At 36.0% G+C, this 19743-nt stretch carries 18 protein-coding genes; all 18 read left to right on the forward strand.

Annotation, left to right across the window (positions count from 1 at the left end; genetic code table 11):
* The first annotated feature begins 1 nt into the window (after nucleotide 1).
* On the forward strand, nucleotides 2–1261 hold the full coding sequence (locus QME58_05080) for a hemolysin family protein (protein MDI6803205.1): 1260 nt from the start codon (nucleotides 2–4) through the stop codon (nucleotides 1259–1261).
* On the forward strand, nucleotides 1254–2261 hold the full coding sequence (locus QME58_05085) for a glycosyltransferase family 2 protein (GenBank protein MDI6803206.1): 1008 nt from the start codon (nucleotides 1254–1256) through the stop codon (nucleotides 2259–2261). Before QME58_05080 ends, QME58_05085 begins: the two co-directional genes overlap by 8 nt.
* Nucleotides 2261–3847: an oligosaccharide flippase family protein gene (locus QME58_05090; protein MDI6803207.1), complete on the forward strand. Its 1587-nt coding sequence runs from the start codon at nucleotides 2261–2263 to the stop codon at nucleotides 3845–3847. The genes QME58_05085 and QME58_05090 overlap by 1 nt, the downstream gene beginning before the upstream one ends.
* Nucleotides 3848–3855: 8 nt before the next feature.
* A complete protein-coding gene (locus QME58_05095) occupies nucleotides 3856–4533 on the forward strand; it encodes a class I SAM-dependent methyltransferase (protein ID MDI6803208.1) in 678 nt (225 codons plus the stop codon).
* Nucleotides 4530–5504, forward strand: a complete 975-nt coding sequence (locus QME58_05100; GenBank protein ID MDI6803209.1) for a glycosyltransferase family 2 protein — start codon at nucleotides 4530–4532, stop codon at nucleotides 5502–5504. Before QME58_05095 ends, QME58_05100 begins: the two co-directional genes overlap by 4 nt.
* Nucleotides 5501–6328 carry a glycosyltransferase family 2 protein gene (locus tag QME58_05105; GenBank protein MDI6803210.1) on the forward strand — a complete coding sequence of 276 codons (828 nt, stop codon included), beginning with the start codon at nucleotides 5501–5503 and terminating at the stop codon, nucleotides 6326–6328. Before QME58_05100 ends, QME58_05105 begins: the two co-directional genes overlap by 4 nt.
* Nucleotides 6318–7430, forward strand: coding sequence for a glycosyltransferase family 9 protein (locus QME58_05110; protein MDI6803211.1), 1113 nt, complete (start codon nucleotides 6318–6320; stop codon nucleotides 7428–7430). The genes QME58_05105 and QME58_05110 overlap by 11 nt, the downstream gene beginning before the upstream one ends.
* 154 nt (nucleotides 7431–7584) lie before the next feature.
* Nucleotides 7585–8325, forward strand: a complete 741-nt coding sequence (locus QME58_05115; GenBank protein ID MDI6803212.1) for a hypothetical protein — start codon at nucleotides 7585–7587, stop codon at nucleotides 8323–8325.
* Nucleotides 8294–8872, forward strand: a complete 579-nt coding sequence (gene nadD, locus QME58_05120; GenBank protein MDI6803213.1) for a nicotinate-nucleotide adenylyltransferase — start codon at nucleotides 8294–8296, stop codon at nucleotides 8870–8872. The genes QME58_05115 and nadD overlap by 32 nt, the downstream gene beginning before the upstream one ends.
* A gap of 2 nt (nucleotides 8873–8874) precedes the next feature.
* Nucleotides 8875–9258 (forward strand): response regulator, encoded by a 384-nt coding sequence (locus tag QME58_05125; protein ID MDI6803214.1) that lies wholly within the window; start codon nucleotides 8875–8877, stop codon nucleotides 9256–9258.
* A 5-nt stretch (nucleotides 9259–9263) separates the two neighbouring features.
* Entirely contained in the window at nucleotides 9264–11429 is a 2166-nt protein-coding gene (locus tag QME58_05130) for a carbohydrate-binding module family 20 domain-containing protein (protein ID MDI6803215.1), read from the forward strand.
* 13 nt (nucleotides 11430–11442) lie between these two features.
* The gene (locus QME58_05135) at nucleotides 11443–11856 is read left to right on the forward strand and encodes a secondary thiamine-phosphate synthase enzyme YjbQ (protein ID MDI6803216.1); all 414 of its coding nucleotides are present in this window, start codon (nucleotides 11443–11445) and stop codon (nucleotides 11854–11856) included.
* Between the two features lie 58 nt (nucleotides 11857–11914).
* The gene (locus QME58_05140) at nucleotides 11915–13306 is read left to right on the forward strand and encodes a GWxTD domain-containing protein (GenBank protein ID MDI6803217.1); all 1392 of its coding nucleotides are present in this window, start codon (nucleotides 11915–11917) and stop codon (nucleotides 13304–13306) included.
* 8 nt (nucleotides 13307–13314) lie between these two features.
* Nucleotides 13315–14190, forward strand: a complete 876-nt coding sequence (locus QME58_05145; GenBank protein MDI6803218.1) for a lysophospholipid acyltransferase family protein — start codon at nucleotides 13315–13317, stop codon at nucleotides 14188–14190.
* Complete coding sequence (gene waaF, locus QME58_05150) at nucleotides 14187–15236, forward strand: lipopolysaccharide heptosyltransferase II (protein MDI6803219.1); 1050 nt, start codon at nucleotides 14187–14189, stop codon at nucleotides 15234–15236. Before QME58_05145 ends, waaF begins: the two co-directional genes overlap by 4 nt.
* An 85-nt stretch (nucleotides 15237–15321) precedes the next feature.
* The gene (locus tag QME58_05155; protein MDI6803220.1) at nucleotides 15322–15723 is read left to right on the forward strand and encodes a type I restriction-modification enzyme R subunit C-terminal domain-containing protein; all 402 of its coding nucleotides are present in this window, start codon (nucleotides 15322–15324) and stop codon (nucleotides 15721–15723) included.
* A gap of 20 nt (nucleotides 15724–15743) precedes the next feature.
* Nucleotides 15744–19109 (forward strand): P-loop NTPase fold protein, encoded by a 3366-nt coding sequence (locus QME58_05160; protein MDI6803221.1) that lies wholly within the window; start codon nucleotides 15744–15746, stop codon nucleotides 19107–19109.
* Between the two features lie 247 nt (nucleotides 19110–19356).
* Nucleotides 19357–19743: endonuclease domain-containing protein (locus tag QME58_05165; GenBank protein ID MDI6803222.1), on the forward strand; the 387-nt coding region annotated here is incomplete at its 3' end.

Raw genomic sequence — 19743 nt, forward strand, 5'->3', positions numbered from 1 at the left:
TATGATTTCAGGGATAATGGCTGCTTGCGAAACAGCTTTCCTTAATTCCCCTAAAAGTGTTATCAAAGATTTAGTAGATAACGGGAGTAAAGCGGCAAAAATAATTCAAAATTTCCAAAAAAATCCTGAAAGTATAATCGCAACGGCGAATGTTACTTTCATAGTAAGTTTAAGCATCGCAGCGTTTTTAGCAGGACTGTTTGCTTTAGATGAAATTGCTCCCTACTTAAAATCGCTGGAAGTTTATTTTCTGAGTGAACATAGCGGCGCTTTCTCCCTTTTAATTATAATACCGTTGTTTGCATTTGTAGCAATTCTTGCGGGTGAATTAATTCCCAAATCCATAGCTTTAAAATTTCCGGCACAGTTAGCGTTGTTCTTTGCATTTCCATTTTTTTGGATTTCAATTGCCAGCAAACCGATGATTGTTCTTTTACAAACCATCAGTAATTTAATTTTGAAACCTTTTAAAGATCAAACCAATTTTTCTGAATCGAGGGTATCTGAAGAAGAGGTAAAAATTTTATTGGAAGAAGGAAGAAAAACCGGAGCAATTGATAAAACAGAGCAGGAACTGATAACAAGTATCTTCGAGTTCACAGATACTACTGCGAAAGAAGTTATGGTACCGAGGACAGATATAATAGCAGTCGAAATAAATACACCGCGCGAAAAACTTGTAAATATTGTACTCGAGGAGGGTTACTCGCGTATTCCGATATATTCCGGGTCCATTGATAATATAATCGGCATTGTATATACAAAAGATCTAATAAGCCTTTTAGAGCATCGGGATATAATTGTATTGCACGATATCATTCGTACTGCTTATTTTGTACCAGAAACTAAAAAAATAAGTGTGTTGCTGCGTGAATTACAAAAACAAAAAATTCACATGGCAATTGTCATAGATGAATACGGTGGAACAGAGGGCATCATTACGTTGGAGGATATTCTGGAAGAAATAGTTGGCGAAATACACGACGAATACGATGAAGAATTAAAAGAAGTTGAAATATCAACCGATGGTTCGTCATTAGTGAATGCCCGAATTAATATACAAGATTTCAATGAAAAATTCGGGACAGAAATTTCTGAAGATGTTGAGTATGATACTTTGAGCGGATTTTTATATAAGATCACCGGTAGAATTCCAGAAATGAATGACGAGGTTCAATATCAGAATTTGAATTTCAAGATAATTAAGAAAAGTCAACGACGCATAAGGCAAGTTAAGGTTACGAAAACAAAATATGAGTAATCCTTATGAATATGTTCTTTCTGTGGTCATTGTAAATTGGAATACGTGTGAAGATCTCGAAACGTGCTTAACTTCGTTAACAGATAGGTCGGGTTTTTTAAATTTAGAAATAATTGTTGTTGATAATGCTTCCGAAGATGACAGTGTTCAAATGGTGCGTTCAAAATTCCCGAACGCAATACTAATCGCGAATCAGGTAAATTTAGGATTTGCCGCAGCAGTAAATCAAGGGATTAATAATGCTCGCGGGAAATATTTATTGATTTTAAATGCCGACATAGTATCGAACTTTGAATCAATCCAAGTTCTGATTAACACGCTTGAGTTTCGGAAAGATGTCGGTGCTGTTGCGCCGCGGCTCATAAATTTAGACGGATCTTTACAACGGGGATATTACAGAAAATTACCGACACTTATGCAAATTTTGTTATTTTATACATCCTTATCTAAATTTACATTTAAACATCCGTACCTTGTAAAAAAATATTTGGAAGTATATTTTGAAGAAAATGCCACTCAGTTTGAAGTTGAACAAAGTCCGGGTGGATGTATAATGATTCGTAGAGAAGTATTAGAGACGGTTGGCTTAATGGATGAAAGTTTCTTTCTTTTTTTCGAAGATGTTGATTGGTGCTACCGGATTCGCAAAGGTGGTTGGCGGTTACTTTGTTATAATGCTGTTTCGATGATTCATAAAGGGGGAAGCAGCTTTATGAGACTCGATAATTCAGTTTTTTATGGGAGATTTTTACTCAGTCTTAATCAATTTGTGGATAAACACTATACACTTTGGACTCGACTTATAACCAAGTTAATTACAATTTGTGATAGCTTTATTATTTTAATTATCAGAAAATTTCAAATAATAATAAAACCTAAAATTATTTACGGTAATCCTGGAAAAAGTTATCAAAAGCATAAATATTATATTAATATATTTATTGACTATTACTTTCCTCCAGTATTATCGAAGTTTGTTAAATTTATTCTTCCCAGATAATGTCAGATATTCAAATATCAAGTATTGTCCATCCGTTATCGAAGCGGATCATAAAAAATACGATATATAATTCTGTGGGAAATTGGATTGTTCTCCTTTTAAATTTTATTATTATTCCGTTTGTAATTTCTAAACTGGGGCTTGAAATATACGGTAGTGCTTGGGTGATTGGAATAATAATTATTTCGTCAGCAGGACTTGTTGATTTCGGAATAGGGAGTTCAAGTGTAAAATATATCGCTGAATATAATGCTAAAAAACAGTTTGGTGAAATTAATTCACTTATAATTACAAGTATTGCTTTTTACGCAGTTTTCGGATTAGTACTTTTAATTGTAATTATTTTATTTGGTAATAATATTTTAATGTTGATTGGTGTACCTCATCATTTAATTAGTGAGGCATATTACGTCTTTGTTATTGCTACCTCAATTTTGGTAATTCTTAATACTTTTTCACCTCTGACTTCAGTCTTGTCTGGCTTACAACGTATGGATATTACTAATCTAATCATTGTAGCAACAGGTATTTTAAATATTACTCAAACAGTAATAGTTTTAAGTTTGGATTTTGGTGTGCGAGGATTAATTATCGGGAGTCTTTTTATTAATTTGATTTCCATTTCTTTGTTATCGTATTGGTCTTTTCGAATTTTGCCACAACTCAAACTCAGCATTTCAAATATTGAATGGGAAAAATTTAAACAAACTTGGCGTTTTGGAATAAATTTACAAATTAGCAGGATATCGCAAGTTGTAGTATTTCAGGTTGATAAGATTTTTGCACTAAGTTTTTTTGGTCCAGCTAATGCAGCATTTTATGAAATAGGGGTCAAAGTAACTTCATTAGCGAGAAGTATACCGCTTATGCTCACTTCTGCTTTGCTTCCTGTTGCGTCAGAAATAGATGCTAAAAAGGAGGATATAAAAATAAATTTATTATTCGAAAGGGGATCGAAATATCTCATCATTGTCGGTATGTTTTTTCTCGGTTTTATTTTTTTAGAATCGAAACTTATCGTACAAACATGGATGGGAAAATCTTTAGATGAAACCGGTATTATGACAGCATCTATTATTATCAAAATTTTAGTCTTCGGTTATTTTATGAATACGCTAACTGCAATTGCGAGTACAATCGGTGCTGGTATTACCCGAACAGATCTCGAAGGCAATGTCGGTATATTAGCCCTTATAGTAAGCCCAATTTTAACATTCACATTTATTTATACTATCGGATATAATGGGATTGCACTATCAACAATGCTTATGCTTACAATCGGGGCATTTTACTATATGAAACAGTTTTTCTCCGTAATTAAAAAAGATTTTCTTGCTTATATTAAAATGTTACTTAAACCTTTAATTAGTCTCCTGATTGCATCAAGCATTATTGTAATTGTACAATTATTTATCGTGCAACCAGAGGTTCAAACAAGGTTTGAAGGTTTGTTATATATTATTTTATATTTTCTTATTTTTCTGTTGTCATATATTATAACTATTATATTCTTAGGTACTTTAGATGAATATGACAAATCAATTATTAGAGCGATTATAAACAAAGTAAAAAGTAAAAGAATATAGCCCTTATTATGATCGGTGAAGAGATTAAACAAAAACTATTTCGCAATACCCCGGATTACTATCTTAATGCATCGGAGGATTATTATTACCAAAAATTCATCGATTTATGTAAACAGTATTGTGGTAAGCGTGTTCTGGATTTTGGCTGCGCAACCGGTAATTATATGACTGCATTGCAAAAACTTGGTTATGATTGTGTGGGTGTTGATGCGAATCCTGCTTACATAGAAATTGCAGCAAAGAAAAACTTTGATGTATATCTTATCGACGACAAGTTACCTTTTCCTGATAAACATTTTGATTCAGCCATTATGTTTGAAGTTCTTGAACATCTCCAAAATCCATTAGATGTTCTTAAAGAAATTAAACGTGTTGCACGAAAAAATATCATCCTCACTGTTCCCAATTGTGAAGGTTTTAATGAACTCAAAAACGGTGGCTTGGCTTTCGAACATTTTTTCGATCTTGACCATAAAAATTATTTTACCCCTGATTCATTACGCAACCTTCTGGATAATTTATTTAAACAATATGAAATTAAGATAATAGATCCTATTGTTCCTTATACACTTATGAAAAAATCTATATTACGATTTATCGTGCATGTATTATATAAAATCAAATTAATTAAACCGAAATTTTATTTCAGAATTGTTGTAGTAATCGATTTGAAAAATCAAATATGAACTCGGTGAATAATAGAATCAACAAATCAGCAATTGATGTTTCAATCATCGTAATAAATTATAACACATGCGATTTACTTCGAGATTGCCTCCAATCCGTCGTTCGGGTTTCAACTCCTAAAGAAATTATCGTGATAGATAATGCTTCAACTGATGGAAGCGTTCAAATGGTTAAAATCGAATTTCCCGAAGTTTTGCTTCATGTAAACAATAAGAATGAACGTTTTGCCAAACCGAATAATACGGCGATGAAAATTGCCAAGGGTCGATATTACTTTTTATTGAATAGCGACGCAACAATTTTCCCTGATACATTGGATGTATTATTAAACTATATGGAAACTCACCCTGATGTAGGTATATGTGCACCGCAGCTCATTTATCCTGATGGGTCGATTCAACCCTCGTGTCGTGGCTTCATTACTTTGTGGACTCACTTCTGCGATATGTTAGTTTTGGATCGCATTTTCCCGAAATCGAAAATATTTGCCAAAAGTGAGATGACATACTTCGACCATCGTTCGGATAAAGAAGTAGATCATGTTATGGCTGCGGCTATTCTTATCAAAAGGGAAGCAGTTGTGGGTGCGGGCATGTTTGATGAAAATTTATCGATTAATTATAACGATTTAGATTTGTCGTATAGAATTAAGCAGAAGGGATGGAAAATAGTATTTTTTCCAGAAGCACAAGTAATTCATCACCATAGCAAAACAACGAAAATGATGAACACGCAATTTGAATTATTTTTGGAATTATATTCTAATGTGTTTTATTATTTTAAAAAACATTATGGAAAATATTCTGTCGTATTATACAAACTGTTTATGATTATCGGGTTCTCATTAAGAACTGTTTTCTGGTTTTTCCGATCTATCGTCGATTCTTCTGAGAATACAAAATACCTGCTCAGATTTTCATGGAAATCGTTAGTTATTGCTTTTCCGATTTGGAGAATCGAAACTCTATGAAAGTATCTATCATCATTGTAAATTACAATCGGCTCGATTTAACAAGGCAAGCAATCGAATCTGTGCTGATGTACGCACCCGATTCTGAAATTATTTTAGTAGATAATAATTCGACTGAAACCGGGACAAAAGAATTGTCGGAAGATTTTCCACAAATCAAGATGCTCAAACTTACACGAAATTATGGATTCGGTTTTGCCAATAATCGTGGAACCGAAATAGCAACAGGCGAGTATCTATTTTTTTTGAATAACGATGCTTCTTTTATCGAAAATACACCTAAGATTCTTTCTATATTTTTAAATGATAACAAAAATGTCGGAGCAGTTGGTCCAAAACTTATATATCCGGATAATAGATTTCAACTATCATTCGGTTGGGCACCATCCATCATCAACGAATGGCGGACTCGCAGATTGCAAAAGGGACTATCACATTCATACGAAAAGTATTCACGCATTATTAAAGCTAGGTATAATAAAATAGCAGAAGTTGATTGGGTGTCCGGTGCTGCATTAATGGTACGAAGAAGCATATTTGAAGAAGTAAAAGGTTTCGACGAAAAATATTTTATGTACTTTGAAGATTCCGATATATGTAAACGAATTAAAAATTTAGGATATAAAATTTGTTATTTTCCCGGGACCACAGTTGTTCATCAAGCAAATGCTACGGTTAAAGCAATTGAAACAATAAATTTTGAATATCGAAAAAGTCAATTATATTATTACAAAAAACATCTGTCGCTTATTTCCCGGATGTTATTACAACTTTATTTATTTATAAAAACCGGAAATATTATGTTTGAAGTAAATGAAAAATAATGACCCCAAAAAAATATTAGTAATCAAACTTTGTTGTATTGGCGACTTAGTATTTCTGCTTCCCGCTTTGCGAGATATCAAAAATACTTACCCCCAAGCAAAGCTAACATACTTATGTTCATCTTGGATAAAAGAGTTAGTCGAGCAAGTAAGTTATGTCGACGACGTTATAGTTTACGATGCTCCATTCTTAAAGAAATCATTCATTAAAAAAATACAATCAACAATAAAACTCTTCTTTGAAATTCGATCAAAAAAAATCGACGTTGTATTTATATTTCACAGGAATGCTTTATTTTCTCTATTCTGTTGGCTAGCCGGTATCAAACAACGATTAGGTTTCGAAAACAAATTATCGTTTTTATTAACTGATGAAGTAAATTTCGATTCAACTAAGTTTGAAGCAGAACGTTACCTCGATGTAATTGCAAAGTTTGGCATTAAATCGGCAGATGAGCCTGGTGAGTTCGAGCCTTCAGAATTAAATATAAAGTTGGTTAATGAAAAATTATTTAAATATTCATTAAAGGAGAACGATTCCTTGATTGGAATTATTCCAGGCGGAGGTGAAAATCCCGGAACATCTATGTCTATAAAGAGATGGTATCCTGAAAATTATTCTGATTTGTGTGGACAGATATTGGCAAATGGCGATTATAAAATTATACTCGTAGGCAGCACCAGCGATAAAGACTTGTGCGAAGGTATCAGAGGAAATGCAAAGTTTTATAAAGATAGAATAATCAATTTAGCAGGTGAATTTTCATTAGGTGAATTACCCGCATTATTGAAAAGATGCAATTTAGTAATCGGGGTTGATACAGGACCTGCCCATATTGCCAATGCGGTAGGTGTGAAGACTTTATTTTTGTTTGGACCATCAGATCCTCGTTTGGTAGCACCGAAAAACAGTAAATCACTTTATATTTGGAAGCAGGTCGAATGCTGCCCTTGTTATACTCCGGATACGGTTATTCAAAAGAAAAACTTTGTTGGCAATATTTTCGTTTGTCGAACCGGTACACACGAATGCATGAAAAACATCTTGGTTGATGAAGTGTATCTAAGTTTTAGATATCTTCAAGATAAAAATAATAACTGAAGTTACGCAGAATTGACTTTTTGTCATGTTGAGCGAAGCGAAACATCTAAAAATAGCCTGAATTTGAGGTTTCAGATTCTTCACTTCGTTCAGAATGACTCTTTTGCGTAACTTCAGATAATAATTAAAATTCTTTGTATATTTCGGCATTAATATGCGTAATTCGAAAGCCATAATATTATTCACACAAAATGTAAGGTTATCCCGCGGCAATCCAAAAGTACCTTACACTGCGATCTCCTGGGAAGACATCGATTTGCTTTTTTCAGCAATGCTCGGCGATCTTTTGGAAATACTGACCCAATTGCCCCTAGTGAATGTATTTCTTGTTACTAGTAAAACTGAACTTCAAGACGATTTTCTTTTTGCCTTTCATAACAGGGTAAACTTGCTCTATACAACCGAGAAAAATTATAATCGGCGTGTGGCTTTCGCAATCGCAACTGTTTTTAATGAAGGATACAACAAAGTAATCGCTTATTTCGACAATTATCCTTTGTTCAAAGACAATTTCGTCAATCGGGTATTCTCTCAGCTAAATTACGAAGACGATTGCATAGTATGTTCAGCGACTGATAAAGGAAATTGCAACTTGATAGCTATGAAGAATAATTATTCTAGTTGGTTCGATGGCGTAACTGATGAACAATTTATTAACATGGATCATCTGATTAAAAAAGCATGCGAAAATAAACTTGTTATCTTCAATACTCATAATCTTCCGACTATCGTCAATGGTTATGATTTACAAAATTTAAAAAATGATATACAAGCACAGATGACTTTCGGAATAGACTACCCCAAAAAAACACATCAAATGTTTAACTATCTTGATAAAAAATTAAAAAATCGGAAACCTAAAGATGAAGCTTGGGATCTTCGGCGGTACATTTAATCCGCCGCATTTAGGACATTTAATCGTTGCTGAAAGTGTACGAGAACAGTTAAAATTAGACCGGCTGTTTTTTGTACCATCATATTCGCCACCTCACAAATTTAATTTACAAATTGCCCTGCCAAGGCAACGGTTCGAGATGGTTGAACTTTCTCTAAATAATAATAAATATTTTTCAGTCTCCGATATTGAAATAAAACGAGAAGGGAAATCATATTCCATTGATACTATTCATTCAATGAGCTTATCCTTTCCACGATCACAAATATATTTTATAATCGGGATGGATAATTTAATTGATTTTCCACAGTGGAAATTACCCAACGAAATTATCTCGAAAGTAGAACTAATAGTGATGAATAGGCCCGGCTACGATCGTGAAGTTAAAAACGAATTTAGCCGTTATGCTAATTTTATTAAAGTTCCGAATTTAGATATATCATCAAGCGATATTCGCCGGCGTGTTAAAATGGAACGTTCGATTCGATATCTCGTCAACGAAGAAGTCGAAAAATATATTATCAGGAAAGGCTTGTACAAGCTATAGTTATGGAAACAGGAAAAAATGAATGGATTTTAATCGTTGAGGATGACCAGGAAATTTCCTCGCTCCTCGAAGCAATTCTATGCGGTGTTGGATACAAGATCGTCGTTGCAAACGATGGTGAGGAAGCCGAAAATCTATATAGATCGCACCAACCACCGTTTAATCTTGTGCTAAGCGATTTAGGACTTCCGAAGCTTGGGGGAGTTGAGTTGTTTGAAAAACTAATTGTTTACGATCCGAAAATTAAATTTATTGCTTCAAGCGGATATAGTGATTCAGTTTTTGCCGGCGAATTGAAATCTAAAGGCGTTAAAGAGTTTATTGCAAAACCGTATCTGCCTGAAAATCTTTTCCATACAATCCGCAGAATCTTAGATACCGATTAAAATAAATGAGCGACATTTATCAACATCGCGGCGAAACTATTTATCTGGTTCTAATCTATCATCAGCATCAACCGATATATATTGATTACGAAAAAGATCATCTGGTCGCTCCGTGGGTTCGAACCCATTCAACAAAAGATTATTATCGTATGCCTGCGATGGTGCAAAAATATCCTAATGTTCATTGCACGATGAATCTCACACCCTCACTCTTAAAGCAAATTGAAGAATATTATCTTCGTCGGCTAAAACCAAATATCAATCGTAAGACCGATGTTCTTTTCGATTTATTGATTAAACCGGCAGAGAAATTTACTCGGAAGGATATCCACAACTTATATAAAACTGCGTGGAGTGCATTAAGCGTTAACGAAGTTGTAAGAAAGAGATTCCCTGAATTCGATTTACTCCATTCCGAATTTACACAAGCGCTGAAAAATAACTTCGAGCTTAACAATCGCAAAAAGCTTCGGGAACTCAAATTCTGGTTCCCACTTGCAAACTTTGATCTTGATTTTCTTGAAGCACCTATGAAGTTAACAGATGGAACGATAATAGATATCAGTGATATAGTTGAACGTAAAGCTGACCATAAATACTACTTACGCAAACCAGTAACCGAAGCCGATTGCCAGCGATTAGCAGTAGTAACTTACAAATTGATGTCGAATATAATTCCAATCCATAAAAAATTAGCGTACGACTCAAAAACTAATACCGGGCAAATCGAACTAATTACTACACCGTTCAATCACCCGATTATTCCTTTGATCTGCAATTCGGATGTCGGTAAAGTATGTATGCCTCATCATCAATTTCCCAAAAAATTTTCGTATCCTGATGATGCAAAAGAACAGGTGAAACAGGCGATCAAGTTTTATAAAGAAAAATTTGGAACACTACCTATAGGACTTTGGCCCTCGGAAGGTTCAGTGAGCGAAGAAGCTCTCGAAATATTTTTAAGTTGCGGCATTAAGTGGGTTGCGACTGATATGCAAATTTTACGGAAATCTTCGAATGATCACTCATCACATCTTACACCGTATAAATATAAAGATTCTGACGGAGCGATATTTTTCCGTGATACCGAATTATCGGACAGGGTAAGTTTTAAATATCAGTATTTAGAGGGCGAAGAAGCGGCTGATGATTTTATAAAATATGTGCTTACACAGGGACATCGCGAAAAAAAACGTGAACGAATTTTAACTGTGATTATGGACGGGGAGAATGCTTGGGAATGGTTCCACCGCGATTATGAGGGAAAAGAATTTTTGAATGCCCTTTATCGTAAGTTAGAAAAATTATTCCATACACGACAGATAGTTACAGTAACACCTGCTGAATTAATTTACGGTAATCCAAAGCGAAATATTCCTCCCCATCCTATCGAAGGTTTACCAAAGTTGCCGCATCTTGCGCCGGGTTCCTGGATTCAGGGCGATTTCAGTAAATGGGTAGGGAGTAAAGAAAAAAATCAAGAATGGGAACTGCTGCTGCAAGTCCGCTCGGATTTAGAGAAACATAAAGTGCCTCACTGTGATTCTAAGAAATTAAAACTTAAATCGAAATTATGGTATGCTAATCAAGCGTGGCACGAAATGTACGCCGCCGAAGGTTCAGATTGGTTCTGGTGGGCAGGTGAGAATCAGGAATCGCCATCGAATAAAAAACCTTTTGATGAATTATTTTTGCAACGGATCGAAAGAGTTTATACAAATGCGAATAAAGCCGGATATAAATTACAGTTACCCAATTTTCCTAAGACTCAAGCAACGACAACTATCATAAAGCGTCCTGTTACAAAAATAAAAACAATGCAAACAGGTAGGAAGATGGTACGGGTTATTTTTTTGTGCGACGCACGCAAAGTTAGTGTTAAAGAATCGATTTATATTGCAGGGAACGTGGAGGAATTAGGCGAATGGAATCCCAACTCAGTGAAAATGTACGACGACGCTACACACGGCGACATAAAAGCAAAAGACGGTATTTGGGCATTGGAAGTTCAACTACCTGAAGGGAAAGAAATTTCTTATAAATATACAAACAGCGGCAAACCGGGTGTGTGGAGCAGCTCTGAAGAATTTCCCGCACACAATCGCACCGCTATTATTAATGCAGACAATGAAAACAAACATATTGTTAAAGATTTATTTGGTAAATTATAAAGGAAATGATTAGATGAAATTTCACACCGAATACCTTTGGATGAACACAAAAAAACAGAGAGATTATATCAACATAACAAACGATGTTGAAGAAATTTTACAACGCAGCGGAATTAAAGAAGGAATGATATTAGTATCGGCGATGCACATTACGGCTGGTGTGTATATCAACGACGCAGAGTCGGGTTTGATTCAAGATATCGATGAGTGGCTTGAAAAATTGGCGCCGTTCAATCGCGAATACAGGCACCATCGGACGGGCGAAACTAACGGCGATGCACATCTGAAAAGTTTGCTGATTCATCACGAGGTCATCGTTCCTGTTACAAATGGTCGTTTCGATTTTGGACCCTGGCAGCAGATATATTATGCCGAATTCGATGGACTACGTCGAAAAAGGGTAATCGTCAAAGCGATGGGCGAATAGTGTTTGCAAAAGTTTTCTGATTAGTTTATATTAATTTAGAAAAAATGAAAGAAAAAAAATGAAATTTAAACTCATATTTATCATATCCCTATCCTTCCTGATATATATAAATTTATACGGTCAAATAATATCACCAAAACATAATTTACAATTGAATGTGGATTTAACACGTTTTTTTGGCGACGAATCGAATGTACTTTTTGAAACTTATTATAGCTTCCGTACCGATGAGCTGTCATATAAATCCAACGACGGGGTGTTTAGCGGTGGTATAAATATATCCGTGGGAATAAAGCAAGGCGAAAGTGTTGTTGAAACAGACCACTGGACTGTCCCAAGTAATGCGACCGATTCATCTATATTAACGATTGGTAAAACCCTCGTTGGTGTAAGGAAATATTTTTTGAAACCGGGCGAATATGATTTTAAAATTATTGCAATCGATCTCAATGATAAATCGCGGGTTGACAGTTTACAGTTCCCGATAAATATTTCTCTTTTCCCCACTGATAGGGAAGCAATCAGCGATATCCAAATCTGTTCGTCAATTAAACAAATACCGAAAGATGAGAACAACATATTTTATAAAAATACTTTAGAGGTAATTCCGAATGCGAGTCTCCTTTTCGGTCCCGGTTTACCAATTCTATATTATTATCTTGAAGGTTACAATCTCCTTCAGAAAGATTCATCCGAAGAATACATGCTGAAAACATCAGTATTAGATGCCACGGGCAAGGAAATAATTACGCACGAGAAAAACAAGAAGCGTGTTAACAATTCCAGTGTCGAGGTTGGCACAATAAATACTACATCACTTAAAGGCGGAACTTACAATCTTAAAATTTCGATAAGCGATACGGTTAAACGAACAGCAGCAGTTTCTATGAAGCGATTTTTTATTTATAAACCCGGTCAGATCGATTCGCTGGGTACATTATCTTCCGGTGGGATGGTCAGCAGCGAATATGCTTTGATGGCCGATAATGATGTCCAAGAAGAATACGAATTGCTTTCATATATTATTACCGATGCCGAAAAAAAACAATTTGGAAAATTGACCGAATTAGATGCAAAGAGAAAGTTCTTGTATGATTTTTGGAAGCGTCGCGATATCAATCCTTCTACTACGATAAATGAATTCAAGGAGGAATATATGAAGCGTGTGGCATTTGTTAAGCAAACTTATTCAGCTTCATTCAAGAAAGGTTGGAAAACAGATCGTGGCAGAGTTTATATTGTTTATGGACCGCCAGATGATGTAGAACGTTATCCGAGTTCTTATGACGCTGAACCTTATGAGATATGGAATTACAATTCAATTCAAAATGGTGTAATTTTTATTTTTGTCGATCGCGCTGGACAGGGAGATTACCGCCTTGCTCACTCGAACCATCGGAACGAATTGCAAGACGAAAATTGGTACAATCAAATTAAGAAAGCAAGATAGTTGAATGAATGAAAAATCAGATAGAATATCTTTTATTTAGATTCTTTCGTTTCATTATTCTAAATCTTTCTTTAAAGAATGCACAACAGTTAGGTTTAAAATTAGCTAATATTTTTTTTATAATTTTAACACGCCGCAAACAAATTGCTGCCGATAATTTAAGGCAGGCTTTTCCTGAAAAATCCGATAAGGAAATTTTAAGAATCGCAAAAAACGCATTCCAAAATTTTGGAATTACAATAGTTGAATTATTATGGTTCCCCCGCCTTACTCCTGAAATCCTCGATAATCTTATAAAGTATAAGAACTTAGAATTAATGATGAACCGTTATAAGGAAGGGAAGGGAGTGATAATGCTTTCGGGACACTTCGGAAATTGGGAACTGCTGGCTTTTGCTACCGGTTTTATATCCAAAATTTCTATGATTATGATTGCCAAAACCCAAACTAATTTGTTGGTGGATAAGATAATTAATGAGCACCGGACATTGTTTGGAAACAAAGTAGTTCCAATGGAAGTAGCAGTGCGCGAAGTCTTGAGCTCTTTAAATAAAGGTGGTATTGTGGCGATGATTGCAGATCAAAGCGCCCCCAAAGAGAGTCTCTTTGTGAATTTTTTCGGAAAAAAGGTTGCTACATTTCAAGGACCTGCGGTGTTCGGTTTACGCACCGGCGCTGCAATGCAAATGGGAATAATTATACGTAAACCGGATTTTACTTATGAAGTTATAATCGAAGAAATTCAAACTTCCGACCTGACCGAATACAACGAAGCCAATGTGTACGAACTGACCCAAAGGCATACCGCAGTTCTGGAAAAATATATCCGCTTATATCCCGAACAATGGATGTGGACACATAGGCGTTGGAAAAATATTAAATGAATATCAGCGGGAAGATACTGATTTTTCAAACTGCATTTATCGGTGATGTGATTTTAACCTTATCGATGGTTCAGCTTCTTAAAAAAAGATATCCGATAGTCGAAATCGATTTTGTTGCAACCAAGCGAGCATCCGATGTTTTGCAAAATCATCCGGATATTAATGAAATTATAATTTATGATAAATATGGAGATGATAAAGGTCGTAAAGGTTTCAAAAGGTTAACAAATTTATTGAAATCGAAAAAATATGATGCTGCTATTGTTCCGCATCGATCGATACGAAGTGCCCTCCTGATTTATTTATCTAAAATAAAAACGAGAATAGGATTTAATAGGAGTGCGGGCAGGATATTATTTACTCATATCGTAAAGTATCGTTACGATTTACATGAGGCAGAACGGAACATCTCACTTCTAAAACCATTATTAATTGAAACCCAGAAAAAGGAATTGCCGCGACTTTATCCGAGTATAGCTGATAAAAAAGTCGTAGATAAAATCTTATTTGAAGAAGAAATCTTGGATACGAACCGTCTAATCGGTATTGCACCCGGTTCGGTTTGGAATACAAAGCGTTGGACGAAAGAAGGTTATCTTCAGTTAGTGCGGAAATTACTTTCAGAAAAATATGTCGTTTGCTTGCTCGGTGGGAAAGAAGATGTAAAACTTTGCAACGAAATTATTAATAACACGTCTATCGGAGGTGTAATCAACTTAGCGGGTAAACTTACTCTGCTTCAATCTGCTGAATTAATTCGCCGCTGTCGTGTGTTAATTACTAACGACAGTTCACCTGTTCATCTTGCGGCGGCAGTTGATATTCCGGTTGTTGCGATATTCGGTGCAACGGTACCCGCTTTCGGTTTCGGACCGTTCAGCGAGGGGAGCATTGTAGTTGAAATTAATGATTTAAAATGCCGCCCCTGCGCCATACACGGCGGCAATATATGCCCGATTGGGACTTTCGATTGTATGAAAAGAATAACACACGAGATGGTTTTTGAGAAGGTTATGAGTGCGTTTAATAGGAAGTTGGGAAGATGATCAGGTAAAAGGTTGATTATTCTTGAATGTTGATTTTATTTTGTTATATTTGAACATTGTAATCATATAAAGAGAACGCGAATTAGTGTCCTACAGAATTAGTGAACAAAAAACTCGTTACAGCTTAATCGATCCCCAGCTTAAAAAAGCCGGATGCCTGTCCGCCGAAGTGTTATTCACGATGGTGGAGAATCTTTCTGACCGAACACAGGTGAGTTTTGAAATCTCTGTGACAGGATATGACACCACGTATGAGACTGTTGCATGCAAAGCGTTCGATGAGTTTATACTTGAGCATAACTATGACGCCGACCAATCCAGATTTTTACGTGCTGTGCAGACTGTTTTCCTACAGCGAAGAAAATTAGAGCTTGCCGATTTGTATGAGGAACCATTTACTAATTTTGGCGTGAATGCAATTGAAAAACTATTTGGGGAGAGCGAGATTGCAGATTTACTTGAATTGACTAAGGGGTTTATGATATAAACAAAAGAAAGAATATTTATATGCAGAAATTGAAAATTATAACAGATGATCCATCGTTTACCAGTGGTATTTATAAAAAAGAAGAAGATGCTTTTAACCATGAGGCTTTCGCACAGACAGTTTTCAGGGTAGTACAGGATAACGACCCACCTCTCACTGTAGGCTTATTTGGTGGTTGGGGTGTTGGTAAAACATCGATAGTAAATTTACTAAAATCAAAGTGCAAGGGTAATGGCCATAGCTTCATATATTTCAATGCTTGGCAATACTCTGGAGATTCATTTCGCAGACAGTTTCTTCTTACTGTTGCTGGTTCAGAAGATATCATTACAGAAGAATCTGAAAGACAAACTGCCGGCGAAAGGTTACAAAAATTGAGCTACAAAGATATTAAGGCTAAAAAGAAAGAAACCTTTCACTGGTCAAAAGCTGGATTCAAAAATCTAGGGATCTTCCTGTTGACAGTAGCGATTGGCATATTGTTTATTATTTGGGGTGGTTGGACAACGCATATTGCTTCACTTGGTGCAGGAATCTTCATATTAGTAGCCAGCATCATTGCAATAATTTACCAACGCCTTGAACAAATCATTCGCGTTGATGTAGAAACTATTGTTGATCCACAGTTAATCTTTCCAGAACAGTTCACTGAAGAATTTCATGGAATGATTACTAAGGCAATGAAGAAAAATGGTAGCAAGAAAATCATAATTGTTATTGATGATCTCGATCGATGCGATATCGACACAATAAAAGATGTTTTAGTATCATTGAAAAATTTCCTTGGCAATAACCAGTGCTTTTTTATCATTCCAATGGATGATTCTTCTGTGGTTCAGATGTTCAAGGGCAAGAATACTAATTTTGGTTATGAGCAGCTTAGAAAGTATTTCACCGTTTCGCTGCGTATTCCTGCCTTTCATCAAGAGGACTTGCTTCATTTTGCACGGGAAGTGTCCGCAAAATACGAGATCCCCACGAGCATTGTATATATTGCAGCTGTAGGTTATTGCCGTGATGCAAGGAAGATCAAACATTTCCTGAATATGTTTCAGCTCAAATATGCTCTCGCAGAGGAACGTGCAAAAGCTGGATACTTAGGTGATTTAAGTCTTGAAGGTGTTATCGACCAATTAGCGAAACTTGTAGTTTTGGAATATCAATTCCCAGAATTCTTCCAGTTCATTTCGTTAAATCCTGAAACTATTGATACATTCGATCAGGCCGCGAGAGACTTAGAGCCAGTTGAGCTTGCGAAAATGACGTGGAAAGAATTCGGTGAAGGTTACACGGGAATTGATGATCTCTGGCGCAACCAACCAGGGCTTCGCCAGTTTCTCCGTGCTACAGACAACGTTCAGCTGAACAATTTTGAGTTATTATCAAAACTCAAAACATCAAATCAAGAATTTACGCTTGGTGAATTTGGTATTCGGTTGCGTAAATGGATTGAACAAGGAATCGATTTTGAGTATGACATACATTTAACTGCTGAGTACCTTAGCTCTAATGGTAGATCAATAGTTGACGCACTTTCCACATGGTTAAATCCTGATGTGCCACCTGTGGCCAAGCGTGCTTATATAAGTGCGAAACGTATACTCGGTATGAAGATGCTTCAAAAGGAAATTCAAGCTGATCTTGCTAGAAGTACTATATCCATCGTTTTACACCCGAAAATTGCGATGACTATATCTGTACAAGATGCAGTTATCTTACTAGACAATCTTGATTTAACCGGACAGTTTCAACAAAGTACTTTCGTTAAGAAGATGATTCAGGAAATTTTTGTCATAGATAGATATGAACCAGAGTATTGGCGACTGATAGGTCATAAGGCAATTAAGAAAATACTTAGTATGCATAGGGAAGCTGTACAAAACATAGACCTTGTTGTACAGAAGTGGTTATCAACCTTGAAGACTGTACCAGAAAAGGAATTATTTGTCTACGGTATAAGTCAAGTTCAGTTGTCAAAGGATGAGAGAACAGGATTGGGATTGATCTTCCCTTCAAATGATTTACTTACTTCTCTTGCAGCATCAATTTCCACAGAAAGTGTTGAGTTGAACAAAGCGATCTTTGCACTGTTAACTGACGAGAAGAATCCAGAAAGTTTTTCAGAAAAACAAATAGGTTTGGGCAAAAAGCTCTCTGTGGTATTTAGTGAGAGCATAGTAGATGATAAGATGTCTTCGACCTTACTTTTCACTTGTGAGGCAATACGTGAAATGCCTGATTGGCTTGACGCTGAAAGTGCAAATACTGTCAGTTCATTAATTATTAATCAATATAAAAAATACACTGCAAACAGTGAGCTTGAACAAGCACTATTAGAAACTTTGCTTCTTTGCTATCCTTCACTTAAGGATGTTGCTCAGACGAAGAAAGTCAAAGACAGTTACGATTCCTTTGCCGATCTATTGCCACCCGATAGATTTGAAACCCATATCGAAAGAATATTACTTGGACCGTTCGACGAGACAAGTATTTTGGAGGTGCTAATACCTGAAAGTTTGAATCGAAGAATATCGTCAATTGAAAGGGAAATTGAATCTCCCGATGACACAATTATAGGCAACGCTAGATTATGCCGCAAGTACAAACAATATATTGGCGAAGAAAAGTATAACGAACTGCTCTCAAAACTCTTCAATCTAAAAGATGCTAATGCGATAGAGGGTTGGAGTCCATTCATGGTAGAGGAAATTACACAATCAAACGATGAGCGGGTAAATTCGTTACTTGACAGTACTGTGTCATCTTTAAAGAATTCGTCTCTGCCAAAAGCAGCACGCGAGCATTATGGCAAACTTCTGATAAAAATTCTTTATGATGAAATAACAGTGAGCAGAGGTAAATCCTATTATGAAATGCTGTTCGTATTATTAGGGGATGACGACCTTGTAAATGTAGGTTTTGTTGTGGATAGCTTCGATTCACTTCATAGCAGATTCGGGGATGAAGTACCTGAACAAAACATTGATGATGAGGTTAGAAAACTTTTAGCAAAACAGAATCTTGGTTCATATTCAGGCACAGTAAACATTTATCTTGGCTATCAATCATCAATTACACTAGATTCGTGTCATGAGATAGTTAGTAAAACCATTGCTGAGCTTCCAAATGATTTACTTAATGTAGACCATAGGTATCAACTCCTTCATCTGTTAGGAGGGATAAGTAACGCTGGAGAACGTGCGAGAGATATTTCAGAGGTGTTGTTTAAGTATAAGGAAACCGGAAGCGTTAATGAACTCAAGACTAAGGCATATGAGATATATGAGCACCTTACTCGTAACGACATAGTTGCTGTGTATCTACCTCCAGCCAAGTCCGAACCTGCAGAATCAACAGCAATCAAAGAAGAGAAAAATGTTAACTGATCCACAACTCAAATCTAAAGTCGACGCTCTCTGGGACAAATTCTGGTCCGGGGGCAAATTGTGTGCGGGGTTGTCGACCCCTCCCGCCACAATGCGGCGGGATTTCGCAAAAAGCGCTCAACTATCGTCCCACTTCGCATGGGGGATGGTTGTCCGCACCTGTCCAAGCTCTAACTTTTCCCCTTGTGAAGTGGAACATCCCGTTGAAAGCGGGAGTGGAAAACACAAAAGGGGTCGAAGTGATTTTATGACTGAGATATTTAATAAAAAAGAGATGAAGGAGAGAAGACAATCTCTTCGTAATCAAGCTACTTTAACTGAAGTACGTTTATGGGATCGCTTACGGAAAAAGCAAATTTTAGGTGTTCGCTTTCGAAGGCAATTCAGCATAGGAAACTATATCGTGGATTTCTATTCACCTCAGATTAAACTTGCTATCGAGATAAACGGCAAAAGCCATGACACTGAAACAAAACGTGAATACGATTTAAATAGAGATGAAAATATCAAGCAACTTGGAATTAATATAATCAGATTTCGAAACCACGAAGTGCTGGACGAAATTGATAATGTTGTACGAAAAATTGAAGATGCCATAAAAACATTCCCCCTTAAAAAGGGGGAAACGAAGGGG

The sequence above is a fragment of the Bacteroidota bacterium genome (assembly GCA_030017895.1).
Lineage (GTDB): Bacteria > Bacteroidota > Ignavibacteria > UBA10030 > BY39 > JASEGV01.

Excerpts from the sequence above, each read along its gene's own strand:
- QME58_05080 (MDI6803205.1), top strand. The coding sequence starts at position 2 with ATGATTTCAGGGATAATGGCTGCTTGCGAAACAGCTTTCCTTAATTCC.
- QME58_05085 (MDI6803206.1), top strand. The coding sequence starts at position 1,254 with ATGAGTAATCCTTATGAATATGTTCTTTCTGTGGTCATTGTAAATTGG.
- QME58_05090 (MDI6803207.1), top strand. The coding sequence starts at position 2,261 with ATGTCAGATATTCAAATATCAAGTATTGTCCATCCGTTATCGAAGCGG.
- QME58_05095 (MDI6803208.1), top strand. The coding sequence starts at position 3,856 with ATGATCGGTGAAGAGATTAAACAAAAACTATTTCGCAATACCCCGGAT.
- QME58_05100 (MDI6803209.1), top strand. The coding sequence starts at position 4,530 with ATGAACTCGGTGAATAATAGAATCAACAAATCAGCAATTGATGTTTCA.
- QME58_05105 (MDI6803210.1), top strand. The coding sequence starts at position 5,501 with ATGAAAGTATCTATCATCATTGTAAATTACAATCGGCTCGATTTAACA.
- QME58_05110 (MDI6803211.1), top strand. The coding sequence starts at position 6,318 with ATGAAAAATAATGACCCCAAAAAAATATTAGTAATCAAACTTTGTTGT.
- QME58_05115 (MDI6803212.1), top strand. The coding sequence starts at position 7,585 with ATGCGTAATTCGAAAGCCATAATATTATTCACACAAAATGTAAGGTTA.
- nadD (MDI6803213.1), top strand. The coding sequence starts at position 8,294 with ATGAAGCTTGGGATCTTCGGCGGTACATTTAATCCGCCGCATTTAGGA.
- QME58_05125 (MDI6803214.1), top strand. The coding sequence starts at position 8,875 with ATGGAAACAGGAAAAAATGAATGGATTTTAATCGTTGAGGATGACCAG.
- QME58_05130 (MDI6803215.1), top strand. The coding sequence starts at position 9,264 with ATGAGCGACATTTATCAACATCGCGGCGAAACTATTTATCTGGTTCTA.
- QME58_05135 (MDI6803216.1), top strand. The coding sequence starts at position 11,443 with ATGAAATTTCACACCGAATACCTTTGGATGAACACAAAAAAACAGAGA.
- QME58_05140 (MDI6803217.1), top strand. The coding sequence starts at position 11,915 with ATGAAATTTAAACTCATATTTATCATATCCCTATCCTTCCTGATATAT.
- QME58_05145 (MDI6803218.1), top strand. The coding sequence starts at position 13,315 with ATGAAAAATCAGATAGAATATCTTTTATTTAGATTCTTTCGTTTCATT.
- waaF (MDI6803219.1), top strand. The coding sequence starts at position 14,187 with ATGAATATCAGCGGGAAGATACTGATTTTTCAAACTGCATTTATCGGT.
- QME58_05160 (MDI6803221.1), top strand. The coding sequence starts at position 15,744 with ATGCAGAAATTGAAAATTATAACAGATGATCCATCGTTTACCAGTGGT.